The organism is Virgibacillus sp. 7505 (assembly GCF_002272135.1).
Classification (GTDB): Bacteria; Bacillota; Bacilli; order Bacillales; family Amphibacillaceae; genus Terribacillus.
On sequence record NZ_NPBF01000038.1, the window covers coordinates 1 to 16948 of the forward strand.

General features: G+C 45.4%; 19 protein-coding genes and 1 other annotated feature. All 19 genes read left to right on the plus strand.

Annotated elements, in window-relative coordinates; all coding sequences use genetic code 11:
* Positions 1-154 precede the first annotated feature (154 nt).
* The 19 genes from CHH91_RS16905 to nusG all read left to right on the plus strand — a co-directional run bounded on the left by CHH91_RS16905 (position 155) and on the right by nusG (position 16944).
* Positions 155-850, plus strand: a complete 696-nt coding sequence (locus CHH91_RS16905) for an MgtC/SapB family protein (RefSeq protein WP_095224615.1) — start codon at positions 155-157, stop codon at positions 848-850.
* A gap of 128 nt (positions 851-978) precedes the next feature.
* A complete protein-coding gene (locus CHH91_RS16910) occupies positions 979-1437 on the plus strand; it encodes a CtsR family transcriptional regulator (RefSeq protein ID WP_095224616.1) in 459 nt (152 codons plus the stop codon).
* A gap of 21 nt (positions 1438-1458) precedes the next feature.
* A complete protein-coding gene (mcsA, locus tag CHH91_RS16915; RefSeq protein ID WP_095224617.1) occupies positions 1459-2001 on the plus strand; it encodes a protein-arginine kinase activator protein McsA in 543 nt (180 codons plus the stop codon).
* The gene (gene mcsB, locus CHH91_RS16920; protein WP_095224618.1) at positions 2001-3068 is read left to right on the plus strand and encodes a protein-arginine kinase McsB; all 1068 of its coding nucleotides are present in this window, start codon (positions 2001-2003) and stop codon (positions 3066-3068) included. The genes mcsA and mcsB overlap by 1 nt, the downstream gene beginning before the upstream one ends.
* Before the next feature lie 20 nt (positions 3069-3088).
* Positions 3089-5518 (plus strand): ATP-dependent protease ATP-binding subunit ClpC, encoded by a 2430-nt coding sequence (gene clpC, locus CHH91_RS16925; RefSeq protein WP_095224619.1) that lies wholly within the window; start codon positions 3089-3091, stop codon positions 5516-5518.
* A 139-nt stretch (positions 5519-5657) separates the two neighbouring features.
* Positions 5658-7034 (plus strand): DNA repair protein RadA, encoded by a 1377-nt coding sequence (radA, locus tag CHH91_RS16930; protein WP_095220634.1) that lies wholly within the window; start codon positions 5658-5660, stop codon positions 7032-7034.
* Between the two features lie 172 nt (positions 7035-7206).
* Positions 7207-8316, plus strand: a complete 1110-nt coding sequence (locus CHH91_RS16935; protein ID WP_095224620.1) for a PIN/TRAM domain-containing protein — start codon at positions 7207-7209, stop codon at positions 8314-8316.
* 93 nt (positions 8317-8409) lie between these two features.
* Positions 8410-9087, plus strand: coding sequence for a 2-C-methyl-D-erythritol 4-phosphate cytidylyltransferase (gene ispD / locus CHH91_RS16940; RefSeq protein ID WP_095224621.1), 678 nt, complete (start codon positions 8410-8412; stop codon positions 9085-9087).
* Between the two features lie 15 nt (positions 9088-9102).
* Entirely contained in the window at positions 9103-9579 is a 477-nt protein-coding gene (gene ispF / locus CHH91_RS16945; RefSeq protein WP_095224622.1) for a 2-C-methyl-D-erythritol 2,4-cyclodiphosphate synthase, read from the plus strand.
* Between the two features lie 24 nt (positions 9580-9603).
* Positions 9604-11073, plus strand: coding sequence for a glutamate--tRNA ligase (gene gltX / locus CHH91_RS16950; protein WP_095224623.1), 1470 nt, complete (start codon positions 9604-9606; stop codon positions 11071-11073).
* Between the two features lie 43 nt (positions 11074-11116).
* Positions 11117-11335, plus strand: a binding site (T-box leader).
* 1 nt (position 11336) lies between these two features.
* A complete protein-coding gene (gene cysE, locus CHH91_RS16960; protein WP_286160824.1) occupies positions 11337-12059 on the plus strand; it encodes a serine O-acetyltransferase in 723 nt (240 codons plus the stop codon).
* Positions 12040-13440: a cysteine--tRNA ligase gene (cysS, locus tag CHH91_RS16965; RefSeq protein ID WP_095224625.1), complete on the plus strand. Its 1401-nt coding sequence runs from the start codon at positions 12040-12042 to the stop codon at positions 13438-13440. Before cysE ends, cysS begins: the two co-directional genes overlap by 20 nt.
* Positions 13441-13443: 3 nt before the next feature.
* Positions 13444-13848 (plus strand): Mini-ribonuclease 3, encoded by a 405-nt coding sequence (locus CHH91_RS16970; RefSeq protein ID WP_095224626.1) that lies wholly within the window; start codon positions 13444-13446, stop codon positions 13846-13848.
* The gene (rlmB, locus tag CHH91_RS16975) at positions 13838-14581 is read left to right on the plus strand and encodes a 23S rRNA (guanosine(2251)-2'-O)-methyltransferase RlmB (RefSeq protein ID WP_095224627.1); all 744 of its coding nucleotides are present in this window, start codon (positions 13838-13840) and stop codon (positions 14579-14581) included. Before CHH91_RS16970 ends, rlmB begins: the two co-directional genes overlap by 11 nt.
* Positions 14582-14583: 2 nt before the next feature.
* A complete protein-coding gene (locus CHH91_RS16980) occupies positions 14584-15093 on the plus strand; it encodes an NYN domain-containing protein (RefSeq protein ID WP_095224628.1) in 510 nt (169 codons plus the stop codon).
* Between the two features lie 84 nt (positions 15094-15177).
* Positions 15178-15828 (plus strand): RNA polymerase sporulation sigma factor SigH, encoded by a 651-nt coding sequence (gene sigH, locus CHH91_RS16985; RefSeq protein WP_095224629.1) that lies wholly within the window; start codon positions 15178-15180, stop codon positions 15826-15828.
* Between the two features lie 71 nt (positions 15829-15899).
* Positions 15900-16046, plus strand: a complete 147-nt coding sequence (gene rpmG / locus CHH91_RS16990) for a 50S ribosomal protein L33 (protein ID WP_095224630.1) — start codon at positions 15900-15902, stop codon at positions 16044-16046.
* 38 nt (positions 16047-16084) lie between these two features.
* The gene (gene secE / locus CHH91_RS16995; protein ID WP_038565135.1) at positions 16085-16261 is read left to right on the plus strand and encodes a preprotein translocase subunit SecE; all 177 of its coding nucleotides are present in this window, start codon (positions 16085-16087) and stop codon (positions 16259-16261) included.
* A gap of 149 nt (positions 16262-16410) precedes the next feature.
* Positions 16411-16944: a transcription termination/antitermination protein NusG gene (nusG, locus tag CHH91_RS17000; RefSeq protein WP_095224631.1), complete on the plus strand. Its 534-nt coding sequence runs from the start codon at positions 16411-16413 to the stop codon at positions 16942-16944.
* The last annotated feature ends 4 nt before the right edge of the window (positions 16945-16948 follow it).

The window sequence follows — 16948 nt, forward strand, 5'->3', positions numbered from 1 at the left end:
CAAGATAAAAGCTCCTGAAAGGTTATTCAATAACCTTTCAGGAGCTTTTTTTGTATGTCTTGCTTTATACCCTTGGCAATTGGGGAATATAAATACTTCATACTATTATGTCGATATTCATATACTGCAAGAGAGAGAAAGAAGGGAAGCATAGATGGAGCATTACTTTAATGATCAATTTCTAACCGTAATGATGAAAATTATAATAGCAGTATTCCTTTCGGGGGCTATCGGGATGGAACGGGGAATGGGCAATCACCATGCGGGTTTGCGCACACATATTCTTGTAGGTGTCGGGTCCTGCCTGATGATGATTTTGTCCCTATATGGCTTTACAGACTTCAGTGAGGAACATGATTATGTTCAATTCGACCCCGCACGTATACCTTCGTATGTGATCAGCGGTATCGGATTCCTCGGAGCAGGAACAATACTGGTTAATGGTACGACTGTACGAGGACTTACGACAGCTGCCTCTGTCTGGACAGTAGCAGGACTTGGACTTGTTATAGGAGCAGGAATGTATATGGAAGCAGTATTCACTACTATCATCATCCTGCTGATTCTAATTTTCCTGAATAATTTTGAGAAGCTGTTTTTATCAAGTAAAAAGCAAAAAGCTTACTGCTTGGATATCGAACTAGATAGAGATGAAAGTGTAGGTCCTATCATGGAAATCCTCGAACGTCATCATATGGCATTAACTAACATGGAGATGAGAAAACATCATCATGACAGCAGAATGCTTCATATTGAGCTGGCAACGCGCCATGCTATTAATGAAATGGAACTCTTTGAGGAAATAACTAACCTGACAAATATCCGATCAGTGAGCACAGTAAAAAGTTAAAACCCTTTTAAGGGTTTTTTTCTGTTATTAGAGGCTATGCTATGGGAGAAGAGCTTTGCATTCCTCCTGCAAAATGTATATAATAAAGTCAAAGATAGTCAAAGTCAAAGGGAAGGGAGGCGACTTGTGTGAGCAATATATCGGACATCATTGAAGCTTACCTAAAGCAGATTCTTCAATCGACGGATACGCAGGAAGTGGAAATAAAGAGAAGTGAAGTAGCTAATCGTTTTCAGTGCGTGCCATCACAAATAAACTATGTAATAAAGACGAGATTCACTGTTGAGAAAGGGTATCTAGTCGAGAGTAAGCGTGGCGGCGGCGGTTATATTCGTATCATTCGGGTAAAGCACCATACAGAAGCAAGTTTGATAGATGATGTAATCGAGATGGTGCAGCCGCGTGTATCACAGCAGACTGCCAATAGTATTATTGAACGGCTTGCTGAAGAGAAGATACTGACTGAAAGGGAAGCGAAAATCATGCTTAGAGCAACCAGCCGGGAAACACTAGCCTTTCCTCTTCCGCTTCGTGATGAAGTCAGGTCCCGTATTTTAGTTTCAATGCTGACTGCTATCAAGTACTAGTCAGATAAGGAGGGCATCAGGATGGAATGTCAAGAATGTCATATAAGACCAGCAACCTTGCATTTAACAAATGTCGTCAACGGACAGAAGACAGAAATGCATGTTTGCGAGCAATGTGCAAAAGAGAATGGATATGTCTCCTACGGCCAAGAAGGGTATTCCCTGCATAACTTATTATCTGGTCTATTCCATATGAACCCATCGACTGTTCAAGGACATAAACACTTCTCACAAGTTCCATCAGCACTTGCTTGCCCCAAGTGCGGACTGACATATAATGAGTTCACCAGATTGGGGAAATTCGGCTGTGCTTCCTGCTATGAAACTTTTGAAGATAATCTGAATCCAATCTTCCGCCGTGTACACAGTGGTAATACAAAACACGAAGGGAAGATACCGAAGCGGATGGGAAGCGGTATAGAGAAAAAACGGAAGATCGCAGCATACCGGGAATCCATGCAGCAATACATCCAGGAGGAAGAATTTGAGAAAGCAGCAGAGCTCCGCGATAAAATACGCTCGCTGGAGCAGCAGACAGATGGACAGGAAGAGGGTGAAAGCTAATGTCACTTGAAAAGTTCATGAGTGATGCTATCAGCCCTTGGATGAAAGAAAATGGACCAGACTGTGATATCGTCATGAGCAGCCGAATCCGGCTGGCCAGAAACTTTGAAAATCGCACCTTTCCACTGATAGCTAAAGCAGAGGATTTGGATGATGTACTGAATTTCTTCCAGGAAAGTTATCAGGATACTGATTTTAATGATCGAGGGAAGATGCAATTCTTACGTATAGCTGATTTATCTCCGATTGAGAAGAAGGTATTCGTCGAAAAACACTTGATAAGTCCGCATTTGGCAGAACATGCGGAGGAGGCAGGAGTTTTGCTATCCGAAAGCGAACAAGTCTCTATCATGGTAAATGAAGAAGATCACCTGCGCATCCAGCTGTACCTGCCTGGCTTCCAGCTGAAAAAGGCACTTACAGAAGCTTTTGAGGTGGACGATTGGCTTGAGCAGAAGATAACTTATGCATTCGATGAGGAAAGAGGATATCTTACTACTTGCCCGACGAATGTAGGAACTGGACTGCGGGCCTCGGTAATGATGCATCTGCCTGCATTGACCATGACACATCAAATGAATCGGCTGACACCTGCAATCAACCAGCTCGGACTTGTCGTACGCGGCATCTACGGCGAAGGCACAGAGGCGCAAGGCAATATTTATCAGATTTCCAACCAAATCACTTTAGGGAAATCAGAACAGGATATTGTAGAGGATCTGGAGAGTGTAGTGAGCCAGTTGATCGAGCAGGAGAGGCAGGCTCGCCAGACTTTGACAGAGGAGCTGAGCATCCAGCTGGAGGATCGGATCTTCCGGTCTTACGGTACATTGCGGTACAGCCGTATTATTGAATCGAAGGAAGCAGCAACCTGTTTATCGGATGTTAGATTAGGCATTGATATTGGGTATATAAAAGATATGCCTCAATCCATACTTAATGAATTAATGGTATTGATACAGCCAGGCTTCCTGCAGCATTACGCAAAAAGGAGCTTATCTGGCAGAGAACGAGATGTATTACGTGCTTCCCTCATCAGAGAGCGGATGCATTTAGAAAATAACTGACTGACCAAGGAGGAATTCCTATGATGTTTGGACGCTTTACAGAAAGAGCACAAAAGGTCCTTGCACTTGCACAAGAAGAAGCAGTGCGCCTGGGACATAATAATATCGGTACAGAACATATCCTATTGGGTCTTGTGAGCGAAGGAGAAGGCATAGCCGCTAAAGCTCTGACAACACTAGGATTGGAAACAGAACGTATTCAGGAAGAGGTCGAGCAGCTGATTGGGCGCGGCCAGAAAATCACGGGCACACCTTATTACACACCTCGTGCGAAGAAAGTAATTGAACTTTCCTTGGACGAAGCAAGAAAACTTGGTCATTCCTATGTGGGTACAGAGCATATCCTTCTTGGTTTGATTCGTGAGGGTGAAGGGGTTGCAGCACGTGTGCTGAATAATCTCGGTGTAAGCTTGAATAAAGCTCGTCAGCAAGTGCTCCAGCTTTTGGGAAGCAATGAGTCTTCTGCTGGGAAACAGCGCGGCAGCCAGTCTGCTAGAGCGAATACGCCCACACTGGACAGTTTGGCAAGGGATCTTACGGCTATCGCTAAAGAAGGCAATATCGACCCGGTCATCGGCCGTGAGAAAGAGATCGAGCGTGTCATTCAAGTGCTCAGCCGCCGGACTAAGAACAACCCTGTCTTGATCGGGGAGCCAGGTGTCGGTAAAACGGCAGTAGCGGAAGGACTTGCGCAGCAAATCATCAATAACGAAATACCAGAAATCCTTCGGGATAAGCGCGTCATGACGCTTGATATGGGTACTGTCGTAGCGGGTACGAAATATCGCGGGGAATTCGAGGATCGTTTAAAGAAAGTAATGGAAGAGATTCGCCAAGCAGGCAATATCATCCTCTTCATCGATGAGCTGCATACACTTATCGGCGCAGGTGGAGCAGAAGGAGCGATTGATGCTTCCAATATTCTGAAGCCATCCCTTGCACGTGGTGAACTGCAGTGTATCGGTGCTACCACTTTGGACGAATACCGTAAATACATCGAAAAAGATGCAGCATTGGAGCGTCGTTTCCAGCCAATCCAAGTGGATGAACCATCTGTTGAAGAATCCGTTCAGATCCTTACTGGTCTGCGTGACAGATATGAAGCCCATCACCGTGTTACGATTACAGATGAAGCTATCCGTGCAGCAGCAGAGTTCTCTGATCGCTATATCACAGATCGCTTCCTTCCGGATAAAGCAATCGACTTGATCGACGAAGCTGCTTCCAAAGTGCGCTTGCGCTCTTACACAGCTCCGCCAAACTTGAAAGAGCTTGAGCAGAAGCTAGAGGAAGTACGCAAAGAGAAAGACGCAGCTGTGCAAAGCCAGGAATTCGAAAAAGCGGCTTCCTTGCGCGATACAGAACAGCGATTGCGTGATCAGCTGGATCAGACAAAGGATCAGTGGAAAGAAAAGCAAGGTCAGGAAAGCAGTGAAGTCACTGTAGAAGATATTGCTTCTGTTGTTTCCATCTGGACGGGTGTACCTGTTGCCAAGCTGACCAAGGATGAGTCGGAGCGTTTGCTTAATATGGAGCAGACACTGCATGGACGTGTCATCGGACAAGAGGAAGCTGTTGTGGCTATCTCCAAAGCAATTCGCCGTGCACGTGCTGGCCTTAAAGATCCGAAACGCCCTATTGGTTCATTCATCTTCCTTGGGCCTACTGGTGTCGGTAAAACAGAATTAGCACGAGCATTGGCTGATTCTATGTTTGGTGATGAAGATGCAATGATCCGTATCGACATGTCGGAATACATGGAACGCCATTCCACAGCACGTCTTGTCGGTTCTCCTCCAGGATATGTAGGGTATGAAGAGGGCGGACAGCTTACAGAGAAAGTCCGTCGGAAACCATATTCCGTTGTGTTGCTTGACGAGGTGGAAAAAGCGCACCCAGAAGTATTCAACATCTTGCTTCAAGTATTGGAAGATGGCCGTTTGACGGATTCCAAAGGTCGCTTGGTCGATTTCCGCAACACGATTCTGATCATGACTTCCAATGTCGGTGCCAGTGAGCTGAAACGCAGCAAGTCACTTGGGTTCACAATGGATAGCGAAGATCAGAACTTCAAGGATATGAAAGCGAAAGTAACAGAAGAGCTGAAAAAAGCCTTCCGTCCGGAGTTCTTGAACCGTATTGATGAAACGATCGTATTCCATCCGCTTGAAAAGAAACATATGAAGGATATCGTGACGTTGATGGCAGATCAGCTTAAGAAACGTCTTGCACAGCAGGATATTGAATTCACGCTGACAGATGCTGTTATCGAGAAGATTGCTAATGATGGCTTCGATGCGGAATATGGCGCTCGTCCATTGCGCCGTGCAATTCAGAAGAATATCGAAGATCTATTATCAGAGGAACTTCTGCGCGAGAATATCAGCAAAGGACAACAAGTGAATATTGATGTAGATAAAGAAGGTAAGTATGTCGTTACAGGCAAATAATGAATAGGGAGGTGTTTTTCGCCTCCCTTTTTGCTTTGATTTGTGTAATTTTTTCTATAATAATAATTTTGTTTGATATATTTCTGTAACTTTTATGCCGTAATTATCGTATAAAATGATGAAGAAGGATTTGATAGGTTTGGCAAAAAGAAAGACAAAGTATGTATGTCAGGAATGTGGATATGAATCTGCAAAATGGATGGGCAAATGCCCAAGCTGCAATAACTGGAATACCTTTACGGAAGAAGTTGTTACACCAGCTAGCAGCGGAGCCTTCCGCCATTCAAATACAACAACTACAGCTGCAAAGCCTCAGTCGATTACAGCCATTCACTCTGAAAAGGAACCGAGAGTAACAACAGATCTCCCGGAGTTCAACAGGGTGCTCGGCGGCGGAATCGTAGCAGGATCACTTGTGCTTATCGGGGGAGACCCTGGTATCGGTAAATCCACATTGCTTTTGCAAGTCAGTGCACAGCTGGCAGAAAAGGAATTGCCGGTCCTATATATATCAGGTGAGGAATCTGCCCGTCAGACGAAACTCAGAGCAGATCGCCTCGGTGTAAAGGCAGATCAGCTCTATGTATTATCGGAGACTAATCTGCAGGACATCACACGGCATATTGAAGAAGTGAAGCCGGCGTTTGTGGTAGTCGATTCCATCCAGACCGTGTATCGGGAAGAAGTCACCAGTGCACCGGGAAGTGTTACGCAGGTACGGGAATGTACAAGTGAGTTAATGCGGGTAGCCAAGACGAATGGCATTCCGATTTTCCTCGTTGGTCACGTAACGAAAGAAGGCGCCATCGCTGGCCCTAGAATGCTCGAACATATGGTGGATGCAGTTCTTTATTTCGAAGGGGAACGTCATCATACATTCCGAATCCTGCGCAGTGTAAAGAACCGGTTTGGAAGTACGAATGAAATGGGTATTTTCGAGATGAAGGAAGAAGGATTAAGGGAAGTGACGAACCCGTCTGAAATCTTCTTAGAGGAAAGATCGCAGGGTGCAGCAGGATCAACAGTTGTTGCATCGATGGAAGGGACACGTCCTGTTCTTGTCGAGATCCAGGCACTTATCTCCCCGACCAGCTTCGGAAACCCTCGTCGTATGGCTACCGGTACAGATCATAACCGGGTGCCGCTTTTAATGGCGGTTTTGGAAAAACGAGTCGGGCTTATGCTGCAGAATCAGGATGCATACGTGAAGATTGCCGGCGGTATGCGGTTGGATGAACCTGCTATCGATCTTGCGGTAGCTGCGAGCATCGCATCCAGTTTTAAGGACAAGCCGACAAAGCCAGACGACGTCTTAATCGGGGAAGTGGGTCTGACTGGTGAAGTGAGACGTGTATCCCGGATTGAACAGCGTGTCCAAGAAGCGGCCAAGCTTGGCTTCAAGCGGGCTATCGTACCGAAGAAGAATCTGGATGGCTGGACGGTTCCGGCAAGTATTAAAGTAGTCGGAGTGAACTCGGTAAGTGAAGCACTTCATATTGTCTTGGGAGAGGATTAACCTCTCCTGAATTGGTAATATTTTTTGACAACTTCTCTGAAACTATGCTACTATGTAATGTTTCCTAAATTGACTGGGAATCTAAAACGTGCTACGGTTAAACTGCAATTATTTATTTTTACGTCTAATATATTTTATTTCAGGTAATACTTTCTGTTAGGAGGTGACAGTAATGTTAAAGCGAATCGTGCAATTATTTATTATCGTTGCAGGCGGTATGGTCGGGTTTCTCTATATTCCTAGATTGATGGATCTAGTTAACCTGACCAACATTGGTTGGCTTGATTCCCCAATCGTCGGATTGATTGGCGGAGCTATTCTATTATTCTTATTACTGTTTTGGGTGGTCGATTATATTGTCGGCTTCATCCATTGGGTGGAGGACTCACTAGTCAAGACACCTGCTGCTGATTTATTCTTTGGCAGCATCGGGCTCATTATCGGATTGGTCGTAGCTTACTTGATTACGATTCCGATCCGAGGTATCGGTTTTGTGCTTGTTTCGGAGGTATTGCCGCTGTTTGTCACAATTTTCCTTGGCTACATCGGATTCCAGGTTGGTTTCAAGCGCCGTGATGAATTCCTGAATATGATGACGTTGGCGAAAAAGGATAAGAAGAAGACAGCAGATGAGCAAGAAGCTGGAGAAGAGAATGTCCAGGCTGTTCAGCCTAAATCAAAATTGCTTGATACGAGTGTTATCATCGATGGACGTATCGCGGATATTTGCGAAACGAATTTCTTGGAGGGTACGATTGTCATCCCGCAATTCGTATTGAATGAACTTCAGCATATTGCTGATTCTTCCGATGCGTTGAAGCGGAACCGCGGCCGTCGCGGTCTTGATGTCCTGAATCGCATCCAAAAAGAAATGCCAAGTGTCAAAGTGGAATTCTACGAAGGTGATTTCGAGGATATTCCGGAAGTGGATTCCAAGCTTGTCAAATTGGCAAAGGTAATTGATGGTATAGTCGTTACAAATGATTTCAATTTGAATAAGGTATGTGAGTTCCAAAACGTACCGGTGCTGAATATCAATGACTTGGCGAATGCCGTGAAACCCGTTGTCATTCCAGGCGAGGAATTGACCGTCCAGGTGATCAAGGACGGGAAAGAACATAATCAAGGTGTGGCTTACTTGGATGACGGTACGATGATCGTTGTCGAGGAAGGCAAGAATTATATCGGTAAGACAATCGAGGTGCTTATCACGAGTGTATTGCAGACATCTGCAGGCCGAATGATCTTCGCTAAGCCGAAATTACTTGAAAAAGCATTGTAAAAAAGTATAACATGATAGAAGTAAACAAAAGTGATAACATGGGATGTTATCGCTTTTGTTTGGATTCGACTTAAAATAAGGCGGTAAATATAGATGTATTATCAAGCTATCGTGTTAGCTGCCGGGCAAGGTAAACGAATGCAGGCTGGCCAAAACAAACAATTCCTTACAATTGGGCAAAAGCCGCTCATTGTACATACGCTGAATGTTTTCGATCAGGATCCTTGGTGTGCATCGATTACACTTGTTGTGAGCAATTCAGATCGTGAATTGATGCAGCAGCTATTGTCAGCACAGAAATGGACAACCCCAATAAACCTGACAGAAGGCGGAAGCGAGCGGCAGGAGAGTGTCCTGATGGGTCTGGAAGCATTGCCTGATAAGTCCGGTATCGTTTTTATACACGATGGTGCGCGGCCATTTGTCACAGTCGAGAGACTTCATGCCTTGGCTGAGGCTTGTCAGGAGCATCGGGGAGCGATACTTGCGGTGCCTGTCACAGATACAATCAAGCTTCGCCGTGGTAATCGTCTGGAAACGATGGACCGAGGGCTCCTGTGGGCTGCTCAGACACCGCAGGCTTTTGATTACCAGCTTATCTACGATGCCCATGTAACAGCCAAAGTTGACGGGGTGCTGGGAACAGATGATGCCTCATTAGTGGAGCGCCTCGATCAGGATGTGTTCATCGTAGAAGGCAGCTATGATAATATGAAGCTCACGACACCAGAGGACTTATACAAAGCGGAAGCATTTTTAAATGGAAAATAAAGCGAGGGTCACATTATGTTTCGAATTGGACAAGGATTTGATGTACATGCATTTGCAGAGAATAGACCGTGTATCATCGGCGGGATCACAATCCCTTACGAACTTGGATTGCTAGGCCACTCGGATGCGGATGTACTATTACATACGATTGCGGATGCGTGTCTTGGCGCATTGGCGCTGGGCGACATCGGCAAGCATTTCCCCGATACTGATCCTGCTTTCAAGGATGCGGATTCGGAAGTATTGCTGCGTCATGTATGGCAGCTTGTAAAAGAAAAAGGCTATAAACTAGGGAACTTGGATTGCACAGTTATTGCACAAGCACCTAAAATGGCACCATATATCGATCAGATTCGTGAAAATGTAGCGGGTATGCTCGATGCAGAACCGGGTCAGATCAATGTGAAAGCAACAACGACAGAACAGCTTGGCTTTACTGGCCGTAAAGAAGGAATCGCTGCGCAAGCAGTCGTCCTTTTGCAGCAAGCCTAACATAATCGAAAGGGAGTTATTCATATGTCAAAACCTGTACGTGTGCGCTATGCGCCGAGTCCGACTGGACATTTGCATATTGGAAACGCACGAACTGCACTATTCAACTACTTATATGCCCGTCACCATGACGGCAAATTCATCGTCCGCACAGAGGATACGGATCAGAAGCGGAATGTAGAGGGCGGCGAGGAAAGCCAGTTCAGCTATTTGAAATGGCTTGGTATCAAGTGGGACGAAGGCGCCGATATCGGCGGCGAATACGGACCATACCGTCAATTGGAGCGTCTGGATATATATAAGAAATATGTAGATGAATTGCTGGATCGCGGTCTTGCTTACAAATGCTACGTGACAGAAGAAGAGTTGGAAAAAGAGCGAGAAGAACAAAAAGCGAATGGACAAGTTCCTAAGTATTCTGGTGTGCACCGTGATCTGACACCGGAACAGCAAGAGAAGTTCGAAGCGGAAGGCAGACAGCCTAGTATCCGTTTCCGAGTTCCGGAAAATAAAACATATAAATTCAACGATATTGTTCGTGATGAAATCAGTTTCGAGTCCAGTGATTTCGGCGACTGGGTTATCGTGAAAAAGAACGGTATCCCAACATATAACTTTGCTGTGGCAATCGATGACCATTTGATGGAGATCTCTCATATCCTTCGCGGAGAAGAGCATATCTCCAATACACCGAAGCAGCTTATGATTTACGAAGCATTCGGTTGGGAACCGCCAGAGTTCGGACATATGACATTGATTCTTAACGAAAACCGCAAGAAGCTGTCCAAACGCGATGAGCATATCCTGCAGTTCATCGAGCAATATAAGAACTTAGGTTATCTGCCTGAAGCGATGTTCAACTTCATCAGTTTGCTTGGCTGGTCACCAGTCGGAGAAGAAGAGATCTTCTCCAAAGATGAAATCATCAAGATTTTCGATCCGAATCGTCTATCCACTTCTGCTGCAATCTTTGATCCGCAGAAGCTGAAATGGATGAACAACCAATATATCAAGTCGGAAGATGCGGGGCGTATCGAGAAGTTGACATTGCCTCATTTGATCCAGGCTGGCAAACTTCCTGAAAACATGGAAGATTCCCGTCGTGATTGGGCAGCAGAGCTTATCGCTCTTTACAAAGACCAGTTGAACTATGGTGCGGAGATTGTCGAGTTGACGGAGTTATTCTTCCAGGAAGAAATCGCTTATGATGAAGAAGCAATGGCAGTACTTCAGGATGAGCAAGTACCGGAAGTATTGAAGGCATTCTCCGAACAGCTTTCAGCATTGGAAGCATTCGAACCGGATACAATCAAAGGTGCAATCAAATCGACGCAAAAACAGACGGGTCAAAAAGGCAAGAAGCTCTTCATGCCGATCCGTGTTGCTACAACAGGCGCAACACACGGTCCGGAGCTGCCAAACTCCATCCATTTGCTTGGCGAGACAGTTGTCCAAAACCGTCTTCGTGCAGCAATCGAACAGCTGACAAAGTAAAATATTCACTTTTTTGCTGAAATATAATATAGTAGTACTACACATTCGAACGTTGAAGAGGAGAAGTATGCATCTGCCTTTCCATCCAGAGAGAGCCGCATTCGCTGCGAGCGGCTTTGGAGAGCTTTTGCTGAAATGCGCCTCGGAGTCTTTTGCCGAAATGATAGTAGGTAAAAGCGGTTCTCGCCGTTATCTGAGTGAAGCTGGGGAACGCCATAGGCTTTCCCAAATAGAGTGGAACCGCGCAAAAAGCGTCTCTGTCATTGTACAGGGGCGCTTTTTTTCGTGAAACGGTAGAAGCGGAAAGGAAGGGGAAAATGGGATTTTTCAAGATGCTGAAAGAGGATGTTATGGTAGTCTTCGACCAGGATCCAGCTGCTCGTTCTTATCTGGAAGTTATCCTAACGTATTCCGGTTTGCATGCCATTTGGGCACATCGAATCGCACACCAATTCTACAAGCATAAATTCTATTTCCTTGCCCGTGTTGTTTCACAAGTGAGCCGTTTCTTCACCGGCATTGAAATACATCCCGGAGCCACGATAGGCAGACGATTTTTCATCGATCATGGCATGGGTGTCGTCATAGGTGAAACGTGCGAAATCGGAGATAATGTAACGATCTTCCAAGGCGTGACTCTAGGAGGTACGGGGAAAGAAAAAGGCAAACGACATCCGACCGTCAAAGACAATGCGCTTATCGCGACAGGAGCTAAAGTGTTAGGTTCTATTACGATTGGTGCCAACTCGAAGATAGGTGCGGGTTCCGTTGTACTGCATGATGTTCCGGATTGCTCGACAGTAGTCGGCATCCCTGGACGTGTCGTCATAAAAGATGGGGAGCGTATCAGAAGAGATCTGGATCATCAGGATTTGCCAGACCCAGTTGCGGAGAAGCTAAGGAAAATGGATCAGGAAATTAAAGAACTACAGCGGGAATTAGCCGCAGCAAAAGGAGAGAAGCATCATGTCGGTAAAAATTTATAATACACTGAGCCGTAAAAAGGAGCCTTTCGTTCCGCTTGAAGAAGGAAAGGTAAGTATGTACGTCTGCGGCCCAACTGTTTACAACTATATTCATATCGGTAACGCAAGACCGCCGATCGTTTTCGATACAGTACGGCGATATCTTGAATATCGCGGTTATGATGTCAAATATGTCATGAACTTCACTGATGTGGATGACAAGATCATCAATGCGGCAAAAGAGATGGGCGAGGATGTTTACGCGGTTGCAGAGAAATTCATCCAGGCTTATCAGGAAGATACGTCTGCACTTGGTGTCAAAGAAGGCGCGCTTCACCCGCGTGTAACGGAAAGTATGGAAGAAATCATAGACTTTGTGCAAGGCTTGATCAATAAAGGGTATGCGTATGTATCAGAGGGGGATGTCTACTTCCGTACACGTTCCTTTGACGGCTACGGTAAATTGTCACATCAGTCCATTGATGAGTTGCGCTCAGGGGCCCGTATTCGTGTGGGTGAGCAGAAGGACGATCCACTTGATTTTGCTTTATGGAAAAATGCAAAGCCAGGAGAGATTTCATGGGAAACGCCATGGGGCGAGGGGCGCCCGGGCTGGCACATCGAATGCTCCGCTATGGTGAAAAAGCATCTCGGTGACACAATCGATATCCATGCAGGCGGAACCGATCTTACATTCCCGCACCATGAAAATGAGATTGCACAATCAGAGGCCCTTAATGGAAAGTCATTTGCGAACTACTGGATGCATAACGGTCACATCAATATCGATAACGAGAAAATGTCCAAATCACTTGGCAACTTCATTCTTGCCCATGATCTGATCAAAAAACATGATCCGCAAGTATTACGATTCTTTATGCTGAGCGTACATTACCGCAATCCGATCAATTTCACGGATGAATTATTGGAAAGTGCGAAGACTGGTTTGGCGCGAATCAAAAATGCTTATGATAATCTGCAGCATAGAAAAGCTGCCAGTACAAACCAGGATAATAATGCGGATGGTGTTATGGGAACGATCCAAGAGCTAAGGACTCGGTTCGAGGAAGAAATGGATGATGATTTCAACACAGCTAACGCTATATCCGTCCTATTCGATTTAGCAAAAGAAGCAAATGTTTATCTGCAGCAGGAGCAAACATCCGAGCCAGTGATCGAAGCCTTTATCAAGGCATTCGAAGAGCTTGGCAGTGTGCTTGGCATCAAATTTGCTGCTGAGACAGAATTGCTCGACGATGAAATTGAGGGCTTGCTCACGCAGCGTGTGGAGGCCCGTAAAAATCGTGATTTCCAGGAAGCAGACCGGATCCGTGATTTGCTTAAGGAGAAAAATATTATCCTTGAGGATACTTCACAAGGTACACGCTGGAAAAGAGGATAACTCATGGACGTGAAACAAATGAAAAGTCTGGCGCTCGCTTATATGGGGGACGCTGTATATGAGATTTATGTCCGCCGGCACCTCCTGCAAAAAGGAGAAGTAAAACCGAATCATCTGCACCAAGCAGCAGTCACCTTCGTTTCTGCAAAATCACAAGCGAAGGTGATTCGGGATTGGCTTGAACAGGACATGCTATCGGAAGGAGAACAAGCGGTCTTCCGGAGAGGGCGTAATGCCAAGTCGGGTACGGTGCCTAAAAATACGGACGTGCAGACTTACAGATATAGCACAGGCTTTGAAGCGCTAATTGGGTACCACTATCTTCTGGAAGATACAGAGCGTCTTGAAACCCTTATACAAGCAGCTATCAAACATGTAGAAGAAAGGAGTCAGCAGCATGGCAGATGAATGGATAATCGGAAAGAACCCTGTAACGGAAGCATTGCGGTCTGGCCGCTCCATTAATAAAATCATGGTTTCGGAGCATTTACAGCCAAAAACATGGCAGTCGATACAGGAACTTGCAAAAGCAAGCGGTACAATCGTGCAGAAAGTACCGAAAAGAAAATTGGATCAATTGATTGAGGGGGCTCACCAAGGGATTGTTGCTTCGGTCGCAGCCTACGAGTACAGCTCAGTGGATGATCTATTCCGTGTAGCGGAGGAGCGGGGAGAGGAGCCATTCTTCATCATCCTTGATGAAATGGAGGATCCGCACAATCTTGGTTCTATTCTGCGTACAGCGGATGCAGTCGGTGCTCATGGCGTCATTATTCCGAAGCGGCGTTCAGTCAGCCTGACAGCTACGGTAGCCAAGACATCTGCAGGAGCCATCGAGTATATTCCCGTCGCGCGCGTCACGAATCTGGCCCAGACGATCGATCATTTGAAGGAACGGAATGTATGGGTTGCTGGTACGGCAGCAGAAGGCGCGATAGATTATCGCCGTCTGGATGCAGTCGGAGCAATTGCCCTTGTAATCGGAAATGAAGGAAAAGGTATCAGCAGGCTTGTCCGGGAGAAATGTGATTGGACAGTCTCGCTGCCTATGCATGGTAAAGTCACTTCCCTTAATGCGAGTGTCGCGGCAAGTCTTCTCATGTATGAAGTAAACCGTCAGCGTCATCCCCTAGGGGAATAAAGATGGTCATTTTGGTGGTCGATGGCTATAACGTCATCGGGGCATGGGAAGAACTGCATGCACTCCGCGATACGGATTTTGAACAATCCCGCCAGCTGCTGATCGAGAAGCTGGCCGAGTATCAGGCTTACACAGGACATCGGGTAATTGTCGTATTCGATGCCTATCATGTGAGGGGATTAGAGAAAAAATACGAAAATTATAAAGTAGAAGTTCTCTATACAAAAGAAAAAGAGACGGCGGATGACCGTATCGAAAAACTGATTAAAACGTTGAAAAATGTCAAGACACAAGTTTACGTCGCAACTTCTGATTACGCAGAACAGAGTACTATATTTGGGCAAGGAGCTCTTCGTAAATCATCCAGGGAACTATATCTGGAGATAAAGCAGATAGAGCGTGAAATCGACCAGGAAATCAGAGAGTACAATACTCGACAATTTCCGCCAAAAATCCCTTTAAAACCCGAAGTAAGGGATATACTCGAAGCATGGCGCAGAAGGAAGAAATAACCAAAGTAGTATATTGACGGTTATTTGGACCGCCTGTATAATGACCCTATAAATTCGCGGTATATGGTCAGGGGGAATCCTTAAGTGACAATTGTCAAGCAGCGGACGGTAGGCCAGGATTACGCAGTGATGGAAGATAGTGCTCTTGTAGATTTAGTTAAAGCAGGTCATGTTGATGCCCTAGATTTTCTGATTAACAAGTATCGAAATTTTGTCAGAGCGAAAGCTCGCACGTATTTTCTGATTGGAGCCGACCGGGAAGACATTGTCCAGGAAGGGATGATCGGTCTTTATAAGGCCATTCGTGATTTTAATGGAGAGAAGCTTGCTTCATTCAAGGCGTTCGCCGAACTCTGTGTAACCAGGCAGATCATCACAGCAATCAAGACGGCGACCAGACAAAAGCATATTCCGCTCAATTCTTATGTATCGCTGGACAAGCCAATCTATGATGAGGAATCCGACAGGACTTTGCTTGATATCATAGTCAGCTCAAAAGCGGGTGATCCGCAAGACGTTTTGATTAATCAGGAACGGTTCCTCGATATGGAGGAGAAGATGGCACAGCTGCTCAGTGAACTGGAGAGACAGGTATTGGCTCTCTATCTGGACGGCAGATCCTATCAGGAGATTTCTGAGGAGCTGAAGCGGCATGTCAAATCGATTGATAATGCCCTGCAGCGGGTGAAGCGAAAGCTCGAGCGATATCTTGAAATAAGCGAAGTGACATTATAAGCTTCGTTGACAAGCTATTTCATGCGTGCTACAGTAAAATTGTGTCAAAATACCCGAGAGGGTGGAGATTTTTGCGTAAAACAATTACATTAGCGTGCTCGGAATGTTTGAGCCGCAACTATTCCACAGCAAAGAGTGGGAATCAATCACAGCGCTTAGAGACTAGGAAATTCTGCAAACGGTGCGACAAGCATACAGTCCATCGGGAGACAAAATAGACAACAATGCCTGTCGGCGAGAGTTTGGGGGTAGTACCATGAATCCTGTTACGTTTTTGAAAAATGTATCTAAAGAGATGAAGAAGGTTAGTTGGCCAACTGGTAAAGAGCTATATCGCTATACGATCGTGACAGTTTTAACAGTAGTGTTCGCTGCTATATTCTTCGGTTTAGTTGATTTAGGGATCTCTGAGATTTTAAATTTATTCTTTTGAATAATGCCCGCTGATATATGCTATAATGATATTAAATATTGCTCGTAGAAAAAAACCCGTTCCGTACGGGTTTTTTAAATTGGTCTTTTTGCCAGCATCGGCAATAACTAAACCAAAGGGAGGGAAGGACAAGCGTTTGTCCTGACAGCATGGAAAAAAGATGGTATGTCGTACACACCTATTCTGGATATGAAAACAAAGTAAAGGCCAACCTGGAGAAAAGACTCGATTCCATGGGAATGGAAGATAAAATCTTCCGCGTCGTCGTTCCTGAGGATGAAGAGACAGAAATCAAGAACGGTAAACGTAAGACAGCGATGAAGAAAGTCTTCCCTGGTTACGTATTGACTGAAATGGTCATGACGGATGATTCCTGGTATGTGGTCCGTAATACACCGGGCGTAACTGGTTTCGTCGGATCCACTGGTTCTGGTTCCAAGCCGACACCGCTTTTGGATGAAGAAGTCGAAACAATCCTCAAACGGATGGGTATGGAAGAGACACTGACAGAGTTCGATTTTGAAGAGAAAGAAAGCGTACGTGTAACGGATGGACCATTCAACGACTTTACTGGAACGATCGAAAATATCGACATGGATAAACAGAAAGTAAAAGTTCATGTAAATATGTTCGGACGGGAAACACCAGTGGAGCTTGATTTCTCCCAAATTGAAAAATTATAATCCT